15 protein-coding genes are annotated in these 17679 nt (G+C 55.7%); 9 read left to right on the top strand and 6 right to left on the bottom strand.

Annotated features, from left to right (window positions below; all coding sequences use genetic code 11):
• Positions 1–27: 27 nt before the first annotated feature.
• The 9 genes from fkpB (at position 28) to folA (ending at position 10762) form a co-directional block, all read left to right on the top strand.
• Entirely contained in the window at positions 28–477 is a 450-nt protein-coding gene (gene fkpB, locus A6013_RS18775) for an FKBP-type peptidyl-prolyl cis-trans isomerase (protein WP_003856450.1), read from the top strand.
• Position 478: 1 nt separating this feature from the next.
• On the top strand, positions 479–1429 hold the full coding sequence (gene ispH, locus A6013_RS18770) for a 4-hydroxy-3-methylbut-2-enyl diphosphate reductase (protein WP_028015471.1): 951 nt from the start codon (positions 479–481) through the stop codon (positions 1427–1429).
• A gap of 205 nt (positions 1430–1634) precedes the next feature.
• Positions 1635–2456, top strand: a complete 822-nt coding sequence (gene dapB / locus A6013_RS18765) for a 4-hydroxy-tetrahydrodipicolinate reductase (RefSeq protein ID WP_069733565.1) — start codon at positions 1635–1637, stop codon at positions 2454–2456.
• Between the two features lie 454 nt (positions 2457–2910).
• Positions 2911–4059: a glutamine-hydrolyzing carbamoyl-phosphate synthase small subunit gene (gene carA / locus A6013_RS18760; protein ID WP_041911264.1), complete on the top strand. Its 1149-nt coding sequence runs from the start codon at positions 2911–2913 to the stop codon at positions 4057–4059.
• Between the two features lie 18 nt (positions 4060–4077).
• Positions 4078–7302 (top strand): carbamoyl-phosphate synthase large subunit, encoded by a 3225-nt coding sequence (carB, locus tag A6013_RS18755; RefSeq protein ID WP_041911263.1) that lies wholly within the window; start codon positions 4078–4080, stop codon positions 7300–7302.
• 140 nt (positions 7303–7442) lie between these two features.
• Positions 7443–7676 (top strand): YgdI/YgdR family lipoprotein, encoded by a 234-nt coding sequence (locus A6013_RS18750; RefSeq protein ID WP_003856439.1) that lies wholly within the window; start codon positions 7443–7445, stop codon positions 7674–7676.
• A 103-nt stretch (positions 7677–7779) separates the two neighbouring features.
• Positions 7780–8310 carry a glutathione-regulated potassium-efflux system oxidoreductase KefF gene (gene kefF, locus A6013_RS18745; RefSeq protein WP_069733564.1) on the top strand — a complete coding sequence of 177 codons (531 nt, stop codon included), beginning with the start codon at positions 7780–7782 and terminating at the stop codon, positions 8308–8310.
• A complete protein-coding gene (gene kefC, locus A6013_RS18740; RefSeq protein ID WP_069733563.1) occupies positions 8303–10168 on the top strand; it encodes a glutathione-regulated potassium-efflux system protein KefC in 1866 nt (621 codons plus the stop codon). The genes kefF and kefC overlap by 8 nt, the downstream gene beginning before the upstream one ends.
• Before the next feature lie 114 nt (positions 10169–10282).
• Entirely contained in the window at positions 10283–10762 is a 480-nt protein-coding gene (gene folA / locus A6013_RS18735; protein ID WP_006173915.1) for a type 3 dihydrofolate reductase, read from the top strand.
• A 35-nt stretch (positions 10763–10797) separates the two neighbouring features.
• Here the strand turns inward: folA and apaH are convergent, their stop codons facing one another.
• From apaH to lptD, 6 genes are read right to left on the bottom strand one after another with little or no spacing between them, the layout of a single operon-like run.
• Entirely contained in the window at positions 10798–11646 is an 849-nt protein-coding gene (gene apaH / locus A6013_RS18730; RefSeq protein WP_047367308.1) for a bis(5'-nucleosyl)-tetraphosphatase (symmetrical) ApaH, read from the bottom strand.
• Positions 11647–11650: 4 nt separating this feature from the next.
• Complete coding sequence (apaG, locus tag A6013_RS18725; RefSeq protein WP_014882505.1) at positions 11651–12028, bottom strand: Co2+/Mg2+ efflux protein ApaG; 378 nt, start codon at positions 12026–12028, stop codon at positions 11651–11653.
• A gap of 3 nt (positions 12029–12031) precedes the next feature.
• Positions 12032–12853, bottom strand: coding sequence for a 16S rRNA (adenine(1518)-N(6)/adenine(1519)-N(6))-dimethyltransferase RsmA (gene rsmA, locus A6013_RS18720; protein WP_028015479.1), 822 nt, complete (start codon positions 12851–12853; stop codon positions 12032–12034).
• Positions 12850–13836, bottom strand: coding sequence for a 4-hydroxythreonine-4-phosphate dehydrogenase PdxA (pdxA, locus tag A6013_RS18715; RefSeq protein WP_069733562.1), 987 nt, complete (start codon positions 13834–13836; stop codon positions 12850–12852). The genes rsmA and pdxA overlap by 4 nt, the downstream gene beginning before the upstream one ends.
• On the bottom strand, positions 13836–15122 hold the full coding sequence (gene surA, locus A6013_RS18710) for a peptidylprolyl isomerase SurA (RefSeq protein ID WP_028015481.1): 1287 nt from the start codon (positions 15120–15122) through the stop codon (positions 13836–13838). The genes pdxA and surA overlap by 1 nt, the downstream gene beginning before the upstream one ends.
• Before the next feature lie 53 nt (positions 15123–15175).
• Positions 15176–17527: an LPS assembly protein LptD gene (gene lptD, locus A6013_RS18705; RefSeq protein WP_069733561.1), complete on the bottom strand. Its 2352-nt coding sequence runs from the start codon at positions 17525–17527 to the stop codon at positions 15176–15178.
• Positions 17528–17679: the final 152 nt, after the last annotated feature.

The raw sequence follows: 17679 nt of genomic DNA, 5'->3' as shown, positions 1-17679 counted from the left end.
CCGGCACAACATTAAAGAGCAATGTGTATGTCTAAATCCGTACAGAGCAACAGCGCGGTTCTCGTTCACTTCACGCTGAAGCTGGATGACGGCTCCACGGCTGAATCCACCCGCAATAACGGCAAACCTGCCCTGTTTCGTCTCGGCGATACCTCCCTGTCTGAAGGTCTTGAGCAGCAGCTCCTGGGCCTGAAAGAGGGTGAGAAAAAAGCGTTCTCGCTGGAGCCGGATGCCGCGTTTGGCGTGCCAAGCCCGGACCTGATTCAGTATTTCTCGCGCCGCGAGTTTATGGACGCGGGCGAACCGGAAATCGGGGCGATTATGCTCTTTACCGCTATGGACGGCAGCGAAATGCCTGGCGTGATCCGCGAGATTAACGGCGACTCTATCACCGTTGACTTCAACCATCCGCTTGCCGGGCGTACCGTTCATTTTGATGTTGAAGTGCTGGAGATCGATCCGGCACTGGAGGCCTGAAATGCAGATCCTGTTGGCTAACCCGCGCGGCTTCTGCGCCGGTGTAGACCGCGCTATCAGCATTGTTGAAAACGCGCTGGAGATTTACGGCGCGCCGATTTACGTGCGTCACGAAGTGGTGCATAACCGCTACGTGGTCGACAGCCTGCGCGAGCGCGGTGCTATTTTCATCGAGCAGATCAGCGAAGTGCCGGACGGTGCGATCCTGATCTTCTCTGCGCACGGCGTCTCTCAGGCGGTCCGTAACGAAGCGAAAAGCCGCGATCTGACCGTATTCGATGCCACCTGTCCATTAGTGACAAAAGTGCATATGGAAGTGGCGCGCGCCAGCCGTCGCGGTGAAGAGTCGATTCTGATTGGCCACGCCGGTCACCCGGAAGTTGAAGGCACCATGGGCCAGTACAGCAACCCGGAAGGGGGAATGTACCTGGTGGAGTCGCCGGAAGATGTCCTGACGCTGAACGTGAAAAACGAAGCGCGTCTGTCGTTTATGACCCAGACCACGCTCTCCGTAGACGACACCTCAGACGTGATTGACGCCCTGCGCCAACGCTTCCCGAAAATCGTCGGGCCACGTAAGGATGATATCTGCTACGCCACCACTAACCGTCAGGAAGCGGTGCGCGCGCTGGCTGAGCAGGCGGACGTGGTGCTGGTTGTCGGCTCTAAAAACTCCTCTAACTCCAACCGTCTGGCCGAACTGGCGCAGCGTATGGGGAAAGCGGCGTTTTTAATCGACGACGCGACGGACATCCAGGAAGCGTGGGTGAAAAATGCGGCCTGCGTTGGCGTTACCGCAGGCGCTTCCGCGCCGGATATCCTGGTGCAGAACGTGATTGCTCGTCTGCAGGAGCTGGGCGGGGGCGAAGCGGTTCCGCTGGAAGGACGCGAAGAGAATATCGTCTTCGAAGTGCCGAAAGAGCTGCGTATCGACGCCCGCGAAGTGGAATAATTTCTTTTCTGATGAAAGGCCAGCACCTCCTGTGCTGGCCTTTTTTTTGCCCCGGACTTTATCGTGACGACAAAATCATGTCTTTTACTGATATCTGAGTCGGTTTCACGTTAAATTCTAATTATTGGTGTTTTCAGTTGGCAGCCTTTACGAAGGCTGGTTAATCTGAAAACGGTTTACATCATTTTAACGTAAGAGAATAACTATGCATGATGCACAGATCCGTGTCGCCATTGCGGGCGCGGGTGGACGTATGGGTCGCCAGCTGATTCAGGCGGCAATACAAATGGAAGGCGTGGCACTCGGCGCGGCGCTGGAGCGTGAAGGTTCATCCCTGCTGGGATCCGATGCGGGTGAACTGGCCGGCGCGGGCAAGACAGGCGTTACCGTTCAGAGCAGCCTTGATGCGGTGAAAGATGACTTTGACGTGTTCATCGACTTTACCCGTCCCGAAGGCACCCTGTCTCACCTGGCGTTTTGCCGCCAGCACGGTAAAGGGATGGTGATTGGCACTACCGGCTTCGATGATGCGGGTAAACAGGCCATTCAGGATGCAGCCACCGACATTGCGATTGTCTTTGCCGCGAACTTTAGCGTAGGCGTTAACGTCATGCTGAAGCTGCTGGAAAAAGCGGCGAAGGTGATGGGCGACTACACCGACATTGAGATTATTGAAGCGCACCACCGCCATAAAGTTGATGCTCCATCAGGCACGGCGCTGGCGATGGGCGAAGCGATTGCTTATGCAATGGATAAAGATTTAAAAGACATCGCGGTCTATTCCCGTGAAGGGCATACCGGAGAACGCGTGCCGGGCACCATTGGTTTCGCAACCGTCCGGGCGGGCGATATCATCGGCGAACACACGGCGATGTTCGCCGATATTGGCGAACGTGTTGAGATTACGCACAAAGCGTCAAGCCGCATGACGTTCGCCAATGGCGCAGTACGCTCCGCATTGTGGCTGAAATCGAAAGAAAATGGTCTTTTTGATATGCGAGATGTGCTGGATCTCAACAATTTGTAAGCTTTATTACCCATCGTGATGTGGTTATTGCAGTCGTAATGTATTGATTGCATAGGGCAATAATTTATTGCCCTCTTATTTTATTTGTTTTAGATGGATTTTGATTGTTAATGGTCATAAATCTGAGTTTTATGCCATTATTATGTGAATTGAATGTAAATTTTGACCATTTGGTCCACTTTTTGTCGCTCTCGTCTCTTAATTTCCATAAAACCTACCGCGCAAGCGTTTTCCAGGATGATTTACCTGATCTTTTTGCCCATTAAATCCCATTCAAGCCGCCAGTCCTGCAAAAGAATAAACAAAATATCCGTTTTAAGTTGACTTTTACCCACCAAATCTCCAGAATGCCGCCGTTTGCCAAAAATCCGCTGGCAACACATTTGCATTGATCTATGACATAGTCATGAATTAATATGCAAATAAAGTGAGTGAATATTCTCTGGAGGGTGTTTTGATTAAGTCAGCGCTATTGGTTCTGGAAGACGGAACCCAGTTTATCGGTCGGGCCATAGGGGCAACGGGTTCGGCGGTTGGGGAAGTCGTTTTCAATACTTCAATGACCGGTTATCAAGAAATCCTCACTGATCCTTCCTATTCTCGCCAAATCGTTACTCTTACTTATCCTCATATCGGCAATGTCGGCACCAATGCGGCTGACGAAGAATCCTCTCAGGTACATGCGCAAGGCCTGGTCATTCGCGACCTGCCGCTGATTGCCAGCAACTTCCGCAACACTGAAGACCTCTCTTCTTATCTGAAGCGCCATAACATCGTGGCGATTGCCGATATCGATACCCGTAAGCTGACGCGTCTGCTGCGCGAGAAGGGGGCACAGAACGGCTGCATCATCGCAGGGGATAACCTCGATGCGACGCTGGCGCTGGAAAAAGCGAAAGCCTTCCCGGGCCTGAACGGTATGGACCTGGCGAAAGAAGTGACTACCGCCGAAGCCTACAGCTGGACGCAGGGGAGCTGGACGCTGGAAGGCGACCTGCCGGAAGCGAAAAAAGAGAACGAACTGCCGTTCCACGTGGTGGCCTATGATTTTGGTGCCAAGCGCAACATCCTGCGCATGCTGGTTGACCGCGGCTGCCGCCTGACGGTGGTTCCGGCGAAAACCTCCGCTGAAGAGGTGCTTAAGATGAACCCGGACGGCATCTTCCTCTCTAACGGCCCGGGCGACCCGGCACCGTGCGATTACGCTATCGACGCCATCAAGTCCTTCCTGGAAACCGACATCCCGGTATTCGGCATCTGCCTCGGCCATCAGCTGCTGGCGCTGGCGAGCGGTGCGAACACCGTCAAGATGAAGTTTGGCCACCACGGTGGTAACCACCCGGTGAAAGACATTGATAACAATACGGTGATGATTACCGCGCAGAACCACGGTTTCGCCGTCGATGAAGCCTCTATGCCGGCTAACCTGCGCGTGACGCACAAATCACTGTTCGATGGCACCCTGCAGGGTATCCACCGTACCGATAAGCCAGCGTTCAGCTTCCAGGGCCACCCGGAAGCCAGCCCGGGCCCGCACGACGCCGCGCCGCTGTTCGATCACTTCATCGAACTTATCGAGCAATACCGTAAGACCGCTAAATAATCAGGAGCCGAGAAGACCATGCCAAAACGTACAGACATAAAAAGCATCCTGATCCTTGGCGCTGGCCCGATCGTCATCGGCCAGGCCTGCGAATTCGACTACTCCGGCGCGCAGGCGTGTAAAGCGCTGCGCGAAGAGGGTTACCGCGTTATCCTGGTGAACTCTAACCCGGCGACCATCATGACCGACCCGGAAATGGCGGATGCCACCTACATCGAGCCGATTCACTGGGAAGTGGTACGTAAAATCATCGAAAAAGAGCGCCCGGACGCGGTGCTGCCAACCATGGGCGGCCAGACGGCGCTGAACTGCGCGCTGGAGCTGGAGCGTCAGGGCGTGCTGGCTGAATTTGGCGTCACCATGATTGGTGCGACCGCCGACGCGATTGATAAAGCAGAAGACCGTCGCCGCTTTGACGTGGCGATGAAGAAAATCGGCCTCGACACCGCGCGCTCCGGTATTGCGCATAACATGGAAGAGGCGCTGGCCGTTGCGGCTGAAGTGGGCTATCCGTGCATCATCCGTCCATCGTTCACCATGGGCGGCACCGGTGGCGGTATCGCCTACAACCGCGAAGAGTTCGAAGAGATTTGCGAGCGCGGTCTGGATCTCTCCCCAACCAAAGAGCTGCTGATTGATGAATCGCTGATTGGCTGGAAAGAGTACGAGATGGAAGTGGTGCGTGATAAAAACGACAACTGCATCATCGTCTGCTCCATCGAAAACTTCGATGCGATGGGTATCCACACCGGCGACTCCATCACCGTTGCGCCAGCCCAGACGCTGACCGACAAAGAGTATCAAATCATGCGTAACGCCTCGATGGCGGTACTGCGTGAAATCGGCGTGGAAACCGGCGGTTCTAACGTGCAGTTCTCGGTGAACCCGAAAACCGGCCGTCTGATTGTTATCGAAATGAACCCGCGCGTCTCCCGCTCCTCCGCGCTGGCCTCCAAAGCCACCGGCTTCCCGATTGCGAAAGTGGCGGCGAAGCTGGCAGTGGGTTACACCCTCGACGAGCTGATGAACGACATCACCGGTGGCCGCACGCCTGCGTCCTTCGAGCCGTCCATCGACTACGTTGTGACTAAAATTCCTCGCTTTAACTTCGAGAAATTCGCGGGCGCGAACGACCGTCTGACGACCCAGATGAAATCTGTGGGTGAAGTGATGGCGATTGGCCGCACGCAGCAGGAATCCCTGCAAAAAGCGCTGCGCGGTCTGGAAGTGGGCGCCACCGGCTTTGACCCGAAAGTGAGCCTGGACGACCCGGAAGCGCTGACCAAAATTCGCCGCGAGCTGAAAGACGCGGGCGCAGAGCGTATCTGGTACATCGCCGATGCCTTCCGCGCGGGCCTGTCCGTCGACGGCGTATTTAACCTGACCAACATTGACCGCTGGTTCCTGGTGCAGATTGAAGAGCTGGTGCGTCTGGAAGAGAAAGTGGCGGAGCTGGGTATCAACGGCCTGGACGCAGACTTTCTGCGCATGCTGAAGCGTAAAGGCTTCGCCGATGCGCGTCTGGCTAAGCTGGCCGGCGTGCGCGAAGCGGAAATCCGCAAGCTGCGCGACCAGTATGATCTGCACCCGGTTTACAAGCGCGTGGACACCTGCGCGGCCGAGTTCTCGACCGATACCGCGTACATGTACTCCACCTATGAAGACGAGTGCGAAGCGAACCCGTCCGTCGACCGCGACAAGATCATGGTGTTGGGCGGCGGTCCAAACCGTATCGGCCAGGGCATCGAGTTTGATTACTGCTGCGTACACGCCTCGCTGGCGCTGCGCGAAGACGGTTACGAGACCATCATGGTCAACTGTAACCCGGAAACCGTTTCTACCGACTACGACACCTCCGATCGCCTCTACTTCGAGCCGGTTACCCTTGAAGACGTGCTGGAAATCGTGCGCATCGAGAAGCCAAAAGGCGTTATCGTGCAGTACGGCGGTCAGACCCCGCTGAAGCTGGCGCGCGCGCTGGAAGCGGCAGGCGTACCGGTTATCGGCACCAGCCCGGACGCGATTGACCGCGCGGAAGACCGTGAGCGTTTCCAGCAGGCGGTTGACCGTCTCAAGCTGAAACAGCCGGCGAACGCCACCGTGACCGCCATTGAAATGGCCGTTGAGAAGGCGAAGGAGATTGGTTACCCGCTGGTGGTGCGCCCTTCCTACGTCCTGGGCGGCCGCGCGATGGAAATCGTCTACGACGAAGCCGACCTGCGTCGCTACTTCCAGACGGCGGTGAGCGTTTCCAACGATGCGCCAGTGCTGCTTGACCGCTTCCTCGACGACGCGGTTGAGGTGGACGTGGATGCCATCTGCGATGGCGAAATGGTGCTGATTGGCGGCATCATGGAGCACATCGAGCAGGCGGGCGTGCACTCCGGCGACTCCGCCTGTTCTCTGCCGGCCTACACGCTGAGCCAGGAAATTCAGGACGTGATGCGCCAGCAGGTGCAGAAGCTGGCCTTTGAGCTGCAGGTTCGCGGCCTGATGAACGTCCAGTTCGCGGTGAAAGACAACGAAGTTTATCTGATTGAAGTCAACCCGCGTGCGGCGCGTACCGTACCGTTCGTCTCTAAAGCGACCGGTATTCCGCTGGCGAAAGTGGCGGCGCGCGTAATGGCTGGCCAGACGCTGGCGCAGCAGGGCGTGACAAAAGAGATCATCCCGCCGTATTACTCGGTGAAAGAGGTGGTGCTGCCGTTCAACAAATTCCCGGGCGTTGACCCGCTGTTAGGGCCTGAAATGCGCTCAACCGGGGAAGTGATGGGCGTGGGCCGCACCTTCGCAGAAGCGTTTGCCAAGGCGCAGCTGGGCAGCAGCTCTACCATGAGAAAATCGGGCCGTGCGCTGCTCTCCGTTCGTGAAGGCGATAAAGAGCGCGTGGTTGACCTGGCCGCCAAGCTGCTGAAACAAGGCTTCGAGCTGGACGCGACCCACGGTACGGCGATTGTGCTGGGTGAAGCCGGTATTAACCCGCGTCTGGTGAACAAGGTGCATGAAGGTCGTCCGCACATTCAGGATCGTATCAAGAATGGCGAATATACCTACATCATCAACACCACCGCAGGACGCCAGGCGATTGAAGACTCCAAGCTGATTCGCCGCAGCGCGCTGCAATACAAAGTGCACTACGACACCACCCTGAACGGCGGTTTCGCAACAGCGATGGCGCTGAATGCGGATGCCACCGAAAAGGTGATTTCGGTGCAGGAAATGCACGCGCAGATTAGCAAGTAACCCCCATTGCCCGGTACCGTTCGGTTACCGGGCAATTTTCCCATCTTAAGAACCTTCTGGTTTTTCATCCGCTTTCAGTCAGTTAGCCTAAAATAGTTAGGTCGATAACGAAAATTCAACTGAGAGCAGGGGAAAACACCATGCAAAATAAATTACTGATCGCTTCCGTTCTGGCTGCCACCGCAATGTTTACCGTCGCGGGCTGTTCGTCCAATCAGGCCGTAAAAACCACCGATGGCAAAACGATTGTCACCGACGGGAAACCGCAGGTGGATGACGATACCGGCCTGGTGTCGTACAAAAACGCCGAAACCGGTCAAACTGAACAGATTAATCGCGACCAGGTGAAATCCATGGGCGAGCTGGATAACTAATTCAGAATTCTGACGTAAGCCCGTCAATAATATTCACTATTAGCCTGTTGAATTACTGACTACACTCTTTTGTTAAAAGAAGGCAGTAACAACAGGCTAATCAATGATTCTTATAATTTATGCCCATCCTTATCCGCAGCACTCGCATGCGAATAAGCGGATGCTTGAGCAGGCAAGGACGCTCGAAAACGTAGAGATACGTTCCCTCTATCAACTTTATCCCGATTTTAATATCGATATCGCCGCCGAACAGGAGGCGCTCACCCGTGCCGATCTGATTATCTGGCAACATCCTATGCAGTGGTACAGTACGCCCCCGCTCCTGAAACTGTGGATCGATAAGGTCTTCTCTCACGGCTGGGCGTATGGCCACAACGGCCATGCGCTAAAAGGCAAAAGTCTGATGTGGGCGGTCACTACGGGCGGAGGAGAAAGTCACTTTGATATCGGTTCCTTCCCGGGGTTTGACGTCCTGGCGCAGCCGCTGCAGGCTACGGCGCTTTACTGCGGGCTGAACTGGCTCCCGCCTTTTGCGATGCATTGCACCTTTGTTTGCGACGATGAAACGCTGCAGGCGCAGGCTCGCCATTATAAACAACGCTTACTCGAGTGGCAGGAGACGCACCATGGATAGCCATACGCTGATACAGGCGCTGATTTATCTCGGCGCGGCGGCGCTGATTGTGCCGGTGGCGGTACGTCTGGGGCTGGGGTCGGTTCTCGGCTACCTGATTGCGGGCTGCGTCATTGGGCCCTGGGGCTTTCGACTGGTAACGGATGCGGAGGCGATCCTCCATTTCGCTGAAATTGGCGTCGTGCTGATGCTGTTTGTGATTGGTCTGGAGCTGGATCCGCAGAGATTATGGAAACTTCGCGCCTCGGTATTTGGCGGAGGCGCGCTGCAGATGGTGGCCTGCGGCCTGCTGCTCGGTGGGTTCTGCATCCTGTTGGGCATGGACTGGAAAGTGGCGGAGCTTATCGGCATGACGCTGGCGCTCTCCTCGACGGCCATCGCAATGCAGGCAATGAACGAGCGAAATCTGACGGTCTCGCAGATGGGACGCAGCGCGTTCTCGGTGCTGCTGTTCCAGGATATCGCCGCTATTCCGCTGGTGGCGATGATCCCGCTGCTGGCGGCAAGCGGCTCGTCCACGACGCTGGGGGCATTTGCGCTGTCGGCATTAAAAGTCGTGGGGGCGCTGGCGCTGGTGGTCCTGCTTGGCCGCTACGTGACCCGCCCGTTACTGCGGTTTGTTGCCCGTTCAGGCCTGCGCGAAGTGTTCAGCGCCGTGGCGCTGTTCCTGGTGTTTGGCTTTGGTTTGCTGCTGGAGGAAGCCGGGCTGTCGATGGCGATGGGGGCGTTCCTTGCAGGCGTTCTGCTGGCGAGCTCTGAATATCGTCACGCCCTGGAAAGCGATATCGAGCCGTTCAAAGGGCTGCTGCTGGGGCTGTTTTTCATCGGCGTGGGGATGTCCGTCGACTTCGGCACGCTGGTCACGCACCCGCTGCGGATCGTCATCCTGCTCGTCGGTTTCCTGATCATTAAAATGGCGATGCTGTGGCTGATTGCGCGTCCATTGAAGGTGCCGAACAAGCAGCGCCGCTGGTTTGCCGTACTGCTGGGTCAGGGGAGCGAATTTGCATTCGTGGTCTTTGGTGCCGCGCAGATGGCAAACGTGCTCGATCCCGAGTGGGCGAAAGCGCTGACGCTGGCGGTCGCGCTGTCGATGGCGGCAACGCCTGTTCTACTGGTGGTGCTGACGCGTCTGGAAAAATCAGGCAGCGAGCAGGAGCGCGAAGCCGACGAGATCGATGAGGAGCAGCCGCGCGTCATCATCGCCGGATTTGGTCGCTACGGGCAGATCGTTGGCCGTCTGTTGCTGTCCAGCGGGGTGAAAATGGTGATTCTCGATCACGATCCTGACCATGTCGATACCCTGCGTAAATTTGATATGAAGGTGTTTTACGGCGATGCGACTCGCGTCGATCTGCTGGAATCCGCCGGGGCGGCAAAAGCTGAGGTATTGATTAACGCCATTGACGATCCTGAGACCAGCATGCAGATGGTGGAGCTGGTAAAAGAGCATTTTCCAGGGCTGACCATTATCTCCCGCGCGCGCGATGTGGATCATTACATCCGGCTGCGTCAGGCGGGCGTAGAGGCGCCGGAGCGTGAAACGTTCGAAGGCGCGCTGAAGTCTGGCCGCATGGCGCTGGAGAATCTGGGGCTCGGCGCGTATGAAGCGCGCGAACGTGCGGACCTGTTCCGCCGCTTTAACACCGGGATGGTGGAAGAGATGGCGGCGATGGCCGGCAGTACGGCCACGGAGCGTGCGGCGGTGTTTAAACGCACCAGCGCCATGCTGACGGAAATCATTAACGAGGACCGTAACCACCTGTCGCTGATCCAGCGCCATGGCTGGCAGGGCACGGAAGAGGGCAAACATACCGGCGATCCAGCTGACGAGCCCGAGAGTAAACCTTCCGCGTGAAGTGGAGTTGCCAGCAATAATAAAAAATTTCTGTATCTTTACTCTGCCGCCAGTCGACGAAAGATTAAGCTTTCCGTATAGTGGCGGCAATTTTTTGCATCCGGGAAATTTTCAATGATCAGTCTGATTGCAGCGCTGGCGGTGGACCGCGTTATCGGTATGGAAAATGCCATGCCGTGGAACCTGCCTGCCGATCTCGCATGGTTTAAACGTACTACGTTAAACAAGCCGGTAGTGATGGGCCGCCTGACCTGGGAGTCGATTGGTCGTCCATTGCCGGGCCGTAAGAATATCGTTATCAGTAGCCAGCCGGGCACTGACGATCGCGTCGAATGGGTTAAGTCCGTTGATGAAGCGATTGCCGCCTGCGGTGACGCCGAAGAGATCATGGTGATCGGCGGCGGCCGCGTGTATGAGCAGTTCCTGCCTAAGGCGCAGAAGCTGTATCTGACCCACATTGATGCGGAAGTGGAAGGGGACACCCATTTCCCGGATTACGATCCGGACGAGTGGGAATCGGTATTCAGCGAGTTCCACGACGCGGATGCACAGAACTCCCACAGCTACTGCTTCGAGATTCTGGAACGTCGTTAAGTGATGTCCCTCTCCCGCCCGGGAGAGGGAATGATTCAGGAGGCAACGGCCTCACTTCCCCCTAAGTCCAGCTGTCGGTTGGACGGCTGAACAAAGTAAGTTTTATCTTCCCAGCGTAAGCAGGTCAACTCTCCGCCCCAGCAGCATCCGGTATCCAGACCGTAGATCCCGTCCGGCGTGCCTTTTCCTTCCAGCGCAGCCCAGTGGCCAAAGACGACGTTGTACTCGCTTGTCACGGGTCCAGGAATGGCAAACCACGGTTTGAGCGGGGCAGGCGCGCTTTCCGGCGTCTCTTTGGAATACATGTCCAGCTGCCCGTTCGGGAAGCAGAAACGCATGCGCGTAAAAGCGTTGGTAATAAAGCGCAGGCGGGCCAGACCGCTGAGATCCTCGCTCCAGTGATTCGGCATATCGCCGTACATGGCATCAAGGAAGAAGGGGTACGAGTCGCTCGCCAGCACCGCCTCAACGTCACGCGCGCAGGTTTTAGCCGTCTCAAGATCCCATTGCGGGGTGATCCCGGCATGAGCCATGACCAGCTTTTTCTCCTCATCGACCTGCAGTAAAGGCTGGCGGCGCAGCCAGTTAATCAGGTCGTCCGCGTCTGGCGCATCCAGCAGGGGAGAGAGGCGATCTTTAGGTTTGTTGCGGCTGATCCCGGCAAATACGGCCAACAGGTGAAGATCGTGATTGCCCAGCACCATGCGCACGCTGTCGCCCAGAGATTTGACGAAACGTAAAACCTCAAGCGAGCCCGGACCACGCGCGACTAAATCGCCCGTCAGCCAGAGCGTGTCCTGTCCTGGCGTAAAGTCGACCTGTTTTAACAATGCGATCAGTTCATCGTAGCAACCGTGAACGTCGCCAATCAGATATGTAGACATTAGATTAATGAATGAGTGTGGTTACGGCGAGACGGAACACAGGAATAGCAACGCGGAACACATTGCCATCGACGTCGACCATTTCATAATGGCCTTGCATGGTACCCAGCGGCGTTTCAATGACCGCGCCGCTGGTGTACTGATACTCTTCGCCAGGGGCGATGTGGGGCTGTTCACCGACCACACCTTCACCCTGAACTTCAATTTCGCGGCCATTGCCGTTGGTGATAAGCCAGTAGCGCCCGCGCAGCTGCACGGGCATCCGCCCCAGATTGCGAATGGTCACGGTGTAAGCAAAGACAAAACGCTCTTCATCCGGCGAGGATTGCGATTCAACATAGACGCTTTGTACATGGACACATACGCGGGGCGAATCAATCATGGCTTAACTCTCCTTCGGCGGCGCATTTTCGCTGATGTAATTAGCCAGCTTGCAGTACTGCTCTACGGAAATGTTTTCCGCACGCATTGCCGGGTCGATCCCCAGCTCTGCTAACACCTCAACGGTAAACGAATTGCTCAGACTGTTACGGATCGTTTTACGGCGCTGGTTAAAGGCTTCCGTGGTGATGCGGCTCAGTACACGCAGATCTTTAACCGGATACGGTTTCGTTTTGTGCGGCACAAGGCGCACAACCGCAGAATCTACTTTCGGTGGCGGCGTGAACGCTGATGGCGGTACTTCGAGTACCGGGATCACGTTGCAGTAATATTGTGCCATCACGCTTAAACGACCATACGCTTTACTGTTCGGCCCTGCAACCAGACGGTTAACAACCTCTTTTTGCAACATGAAGTGCATGTCGGCAATGGCATCAGTATAGCTAAAGAGGTGGAACATTAGCGGCGTGGAGATGTTATACGGCAGGTTGCCGAACACGCGCAGCGGCTGGCCCATTTTTTCCGACAGTTCGCCAAAGTTCATGGTCATGGCATCCTGCTGATAGATGGTCAGCTTTGGTCCGAGGAACGGGTGCGTTTGCAGGCGTGCGGCCAGGTCGCGGTCCAGTTCGATAACGGTCAGCTCGTCGAGGCGTTCGCCTACCGGCTCGGTCAGTGCGGCAAGGCCCGGGCCGATTTCGACCATAGCCTGACCCTTCTGCGGATTAATAGCAGAGACGATGCTGTCGATCACGAACTGATCGTTGAGAAAGTTTTGCCCGAAGCGTTTACGGGCTAAGTGGCCCTGATGGACTCGATTAGTCATTGAGTATTAACAATCATTTTGATGGCGAGATTAAGCGCCGTAATAAAACTGCCGACATCCGCTTTCCCCTGGCCTGCCAGATCCAGCGCAGTGCCGTGGTCAACGGACGTTCGAATAAAGGGTAAACCGAGGGTGATATTCACCCCGCGGCCAAAGCCCTGGTATTTTAGCACGGGCAGACCCTGATCGTGGTACATCGCGAGGACGGCGTCGGCATTATCCAGGTATTTTGGCTGGAAAAGGGTGTCCGCAGGCAGCGGCCCGCTGAGATTCATCCCTTTGGCGCGCATTTCTTCAAGCACCGGAATAATGGTGTCGATCTCTTCGGTGCCCATGTGACCCCCTTCACCCGCGTGCGGATTCAGGCCGCAGACCAGCACATGCGGCTGCGGGATCCCGAATTTTGTCTGCAGATCGTGATGCAGGATCCCGATGATCTCCCGCAGCAGTTCCGGGGTGATGGCATCAGGAATGGCCTTGATCGGTAGATGGGTGGTCACGAGAGCAACGCGCATCGCTTCCGTCGCCAGCATCATCACCACTTTCGGGCTGTGCGAGCGCTCTTCGAAGAACTCCGTATGCCCGGTAAAAGGGATGCCCGCTTCGTTGATGACGCCCTTATGCACGGGGCCGGTGATCAGAGCGGCAAATTCGCCCTTCAGGCAACCGTCGCAGGCGCGGGCAAGGGTGTCCACGACGTAGTGGCCATTTTCCGTGCTGAGCTGGCCTGGAACAACGGGAGTACGAAGGGGAACAGAAAGAAGAGTGAGCGTACCGGCCTGCTGTGGTACGGGCTGTTGGCCTTCAACGTAAGGGATGAGCGTTAAGGGCAGACCGAGCAGATTCGCCCGGTCTTGTAACAGTGTTGCATCCGCGCAAACAACCAGTTCTACTGGCCAGCTGCGCTGGGCGAGCTGGACAACGAGGTCAGGCCCAATCCCGGCGGGTTCGCCGGGAGTGATAACAACACGATGCTGTTTCATTAGTTGCTCAGGACTTTCACGTAAGCACTGGCGCGCTGTTCCTGCATCCAGGTTGCCGCTTCTTCGGAGAACTTACGGTTAAACAGCATACGGTAGGCTCTGTCTTTCTGCGCCGCATCCGTTTTGTCCACGTTGCGGGTGTCCATCAGTTCGATCAGATGCCAGCCAAATGAAGAGTGAACCGGGGCACTGATCTGGCCTTTATTCAGCTTCATCAGCGCATCGCGGAAGGCAGGATCGTAAATGTCCGCAGCCGCCCAGCCCAGATCGCCGCCCTGGTTCGCAGAGCCAGGATCCTGAGAGAACTCTTTCGCTGCATTGGCAAACGACGTTTTACCGCTCTTAATATCTGCGGCAATTTGCTCCAGCTTCGCACGTGCCTGATCATCAGTCATGATCGGTGACGGCTTCAGCAGAATGTGGCGAGCGTGAACTTCAGTCACGGAGATATTCTGGCTCTGACCGCGCAGATCGTTCACTTTCAGAATGTGGAAGCCCACCCCTGAACGGATTGGACCGACGATATCGCCTTTCTTCGCCGTGCTCAGCGCCTGAGCAAAGATAGATGGCAGCTCCTGGATACGTCCCCAGCCCATCTGGCCGCCTTTCAGGGCCTGTTGGTCAGCAGAGTAGGTGATAGCCAGCTTGCCAAAGTCGCCGCCGTTACGCGCCTGGTCGACAATTGAACGTGCCTGACTTTCTGCTTCAGCAGCCTGATCTGACGTTGGGTTCTCTGGCAGTGGGATCAGAATGTGGCTCAGGTTCAGCTCTGTGCTCGCATCGTTCTGGTTGCCCACCTGTTTTGCCAGCGCATCCACTTCCTGAGGCAGGATGGTAACGCGGCGACGGACTTCATTATTACGCACTTCCGAGATCAGCATCTCTTTACGGATCTGGTTACGGTAGGTAGCGTAGCTGATGCCGTCATAGGCCAGACGGCTGCGCATCTGGTCCGGCGACATGTTGTTCTGCTTTGCAATGTTAGCGATAGCCTGATCGAGCTGCTCGTCAGTCACCTTCACACCCATTTTCTGACCCATCTGCAGGATAATCTGATCCATGATCAGACGCTCCAGGATCTGGTGGCGCAGCGTGGCGTCATCCGGAAGTTGCTGACCCGCTTCGCCCGAATTGAGCTTCACGGATTTCATCAGACCATCAACGTCACTTTCGAGCACGACGCCGTTGTTAACGACAGCGGCGACCTTATCAACAACCTGGGGGGCCGCGAAGCTGGTATTCGCAACCATAGCGACACCAAGCAGCAGCGTTTTCCAGTTCTTCATACTTTTTCCATTTCAATTAACCGCAAAGCGGATTACGTTGTAAATCAAGCACATTACAAAGAACTACTGTACGGCAGAATGTTCGAACGCAGCATCTGATGCGTGCCCAGGCCGTAGTTGGAGCTCAGGCCGCGCAGTTCGACATTAAAGCCAATCACGTTATCGTATTTGCTCTGATTGTTTACAGTGTCCCAGCCGTTAAGCTTACGCTCGTAACCGACGCGCAGCGCGTAACAGCAGGAGTTATATTGCAGACCTACCATCTGGTCCGCTGGCTTATTCGCGTTGGTGTCAAAGTAGTAAGCGCCTACGATTGACCAGCGGTCGGCGATAGGCCAGCTTGCTGCACCACCAACCTGCGAGATGCCGTCTTTATACTGTTCTGCGCCTGCATAAGAAGGCAATGTTGCCTGAATATATTCCGGGCTGGCATAACGATACGTCAACTGTACCATGCGGTCTTCATCGCGACGGTACTCAATAGCGGCACTGCTTGTGGCGATATTATCGAGGCGAGTGTCATATTGCACACCACCACGCAGGCCCCAACGGTCAGTCATGCGCCAGTACGTGTCTCCCGCCCATACCAGCGATCCCGTTTTGTTGTCTTTCTCCCACTGAATGTTGTCATCACCGGTACGTGACTCGGTGAAATAGTAGATTTGACCAACAGAAACGTTAAAACGTTCAACGGCGGCATCATCATAAACGCGTGTTGTGACGCCGGTCGTTAACTGGTTAGCGGATGCGATACGGTCCAGACCGCCGTAAGTACGATCGCGGAACAGGCCGCTGTAGTCAGACTGCAGTAAAGACGAGTCGTAGTTCTGAATCTTGCTCTGATCGCGGTACGGCACGTACAAATACTGCATACGCGGCTCAAGCGTCTGGGTATAACCATCCGCCAGCAGGCCCATATCACGCTCGAAGATCAGCTTCCCGTCCATTTTGAACTGCGGGAGCGTTCGGTTAACCGACTCTTCCAGATGCGCATTGTTCGTGGTGTTGTAATTATCAATATTTTTTTGCTGATAGTGCGTCGCCATCAGCTTGGCTTCGGTATTCAGGCTTGCCCAGTCGTTAGACCACGGCAGATTGATCGTCGGCTCCAGGTGAACACGCGTAGCTTCCGGCATGTCCGAATCCGTGTTCACGAAATGTACCGCCTGAGCGTAAACCCGGGTGTCGAATGGACCTACATTATTCTGATACCAGTTAACGTCCAGCTGCGGCTCTGCACCATAGGTAGGCGTGGACTGGTCAGAGAATACCTGGAACTGCTTGGTTGAGACGGTTGCATCAAAGTTCTGCACCGCATAGCCTACGCTGAACTTCTGCGTTGCATAGCCATCCGTGCTCGAACCGTATTTAGACGAGAAGTCGTTAAAATAAGATGAGTCGCTAACTTTGGTATAGTCAACGTTAAAGCGCCACACCTGATCCATCACTCCGGCATGCTGCCAGTAGAATAGCCAGCGGTGTTTATCGCCTTCTGTAGGGTGCTCATCCTGGAAGACCTTATCCGACGGCAGATAATCCAGCTCCATCAGGCCAGCACCGGCCTGAGTCAGATAGCGGAACTCGTTTTCCCACATGATGTTGCCGCGCTTGTGGATATAATGCGGCGTGATCGTGGCGTCCATGTTGGGCGCGATGTTCCAGTAATACGGCAGGTAGAACTCAAAGTAGTTCGAGGTGCTGTATTTGGCATTCGGGATCAGGAAGCCCGAGCGACGCTTGTCACCCACGGGAAGCTGGAGATAAGGGCTGTAGAATACCGGCACCGGACCCAGCTTAAAGCGTGCGTTCCAGATCTCTGCGACCTGCTCTTCACGGTCATGGATAACTTCGCTCCCGACCACGCTCCAGGTATTTGAACCCGGCAGACATGATGTAAAGGAGCCATTCTCCAGAATCGTATAGCGGTTTTCACCGCGCTGTTTCATCAGGTCCGCTTTACCGCGTCCCTGGCGACCCACCATCTGGTAATCACCTTCCCAGACGTTAGTATCTTTGGTATTCAGGTTTGACCAGGCTTTCGGACCTTTCAGGATGACCTGATTGTCGTCATAGTGCACATTACCCAGCGCATCCACCGTTCGTACCGGCTCGACCGCGCCTTCCGGCTGCTTCTGGTGCAACTGCACTTCATCAGCCTGCAGGCGGCTATTGCCCTGGTTAATATCCACATTGCCCGTAAACGTGGCATTGTCAGGATAAGTACCTTTGGAGCTATCGGCAGTAATGGTTACCGGCAAGCTATTTGTATCGCCCTCCACCAGTGGGCGATTATAACTTGGGACGCCAAGCATACACTGCGAGGCGAGATCGGCCGCCAGCCCCTGTTGACTGTACAGGGCGGAGCCAATCATTGTGGCCAGGAGGGTGGGGATACGTTTTTTCATACGTTATATTTTATTGTTCCGTCATCAGTGGCTACGGCTTACAAACGCTCAGAGACTATCTTACTCATCAGCGCAGTACCAGCGTTAATCCTGCCCGTTTGCGCGCCAGAGTGTTAGGCTCGCTATCGAATGACGAGTATGATAAAGCAAAT

It is taken from the genome of Enterobacter sp. IF2SW-B1, assembly GCF_001743375.1.
GTDB lineage: Bacteria > Pseudomonadota > Gammaproteobacteria > Enterobacterales > Enterobacteriaceae > Enterobacter > Enterobacter bugandensis.
Note: the sequence above shows the minus strand (reverse complement) of the source record. Positions and strands in the feature narration are given on the sequence as shown.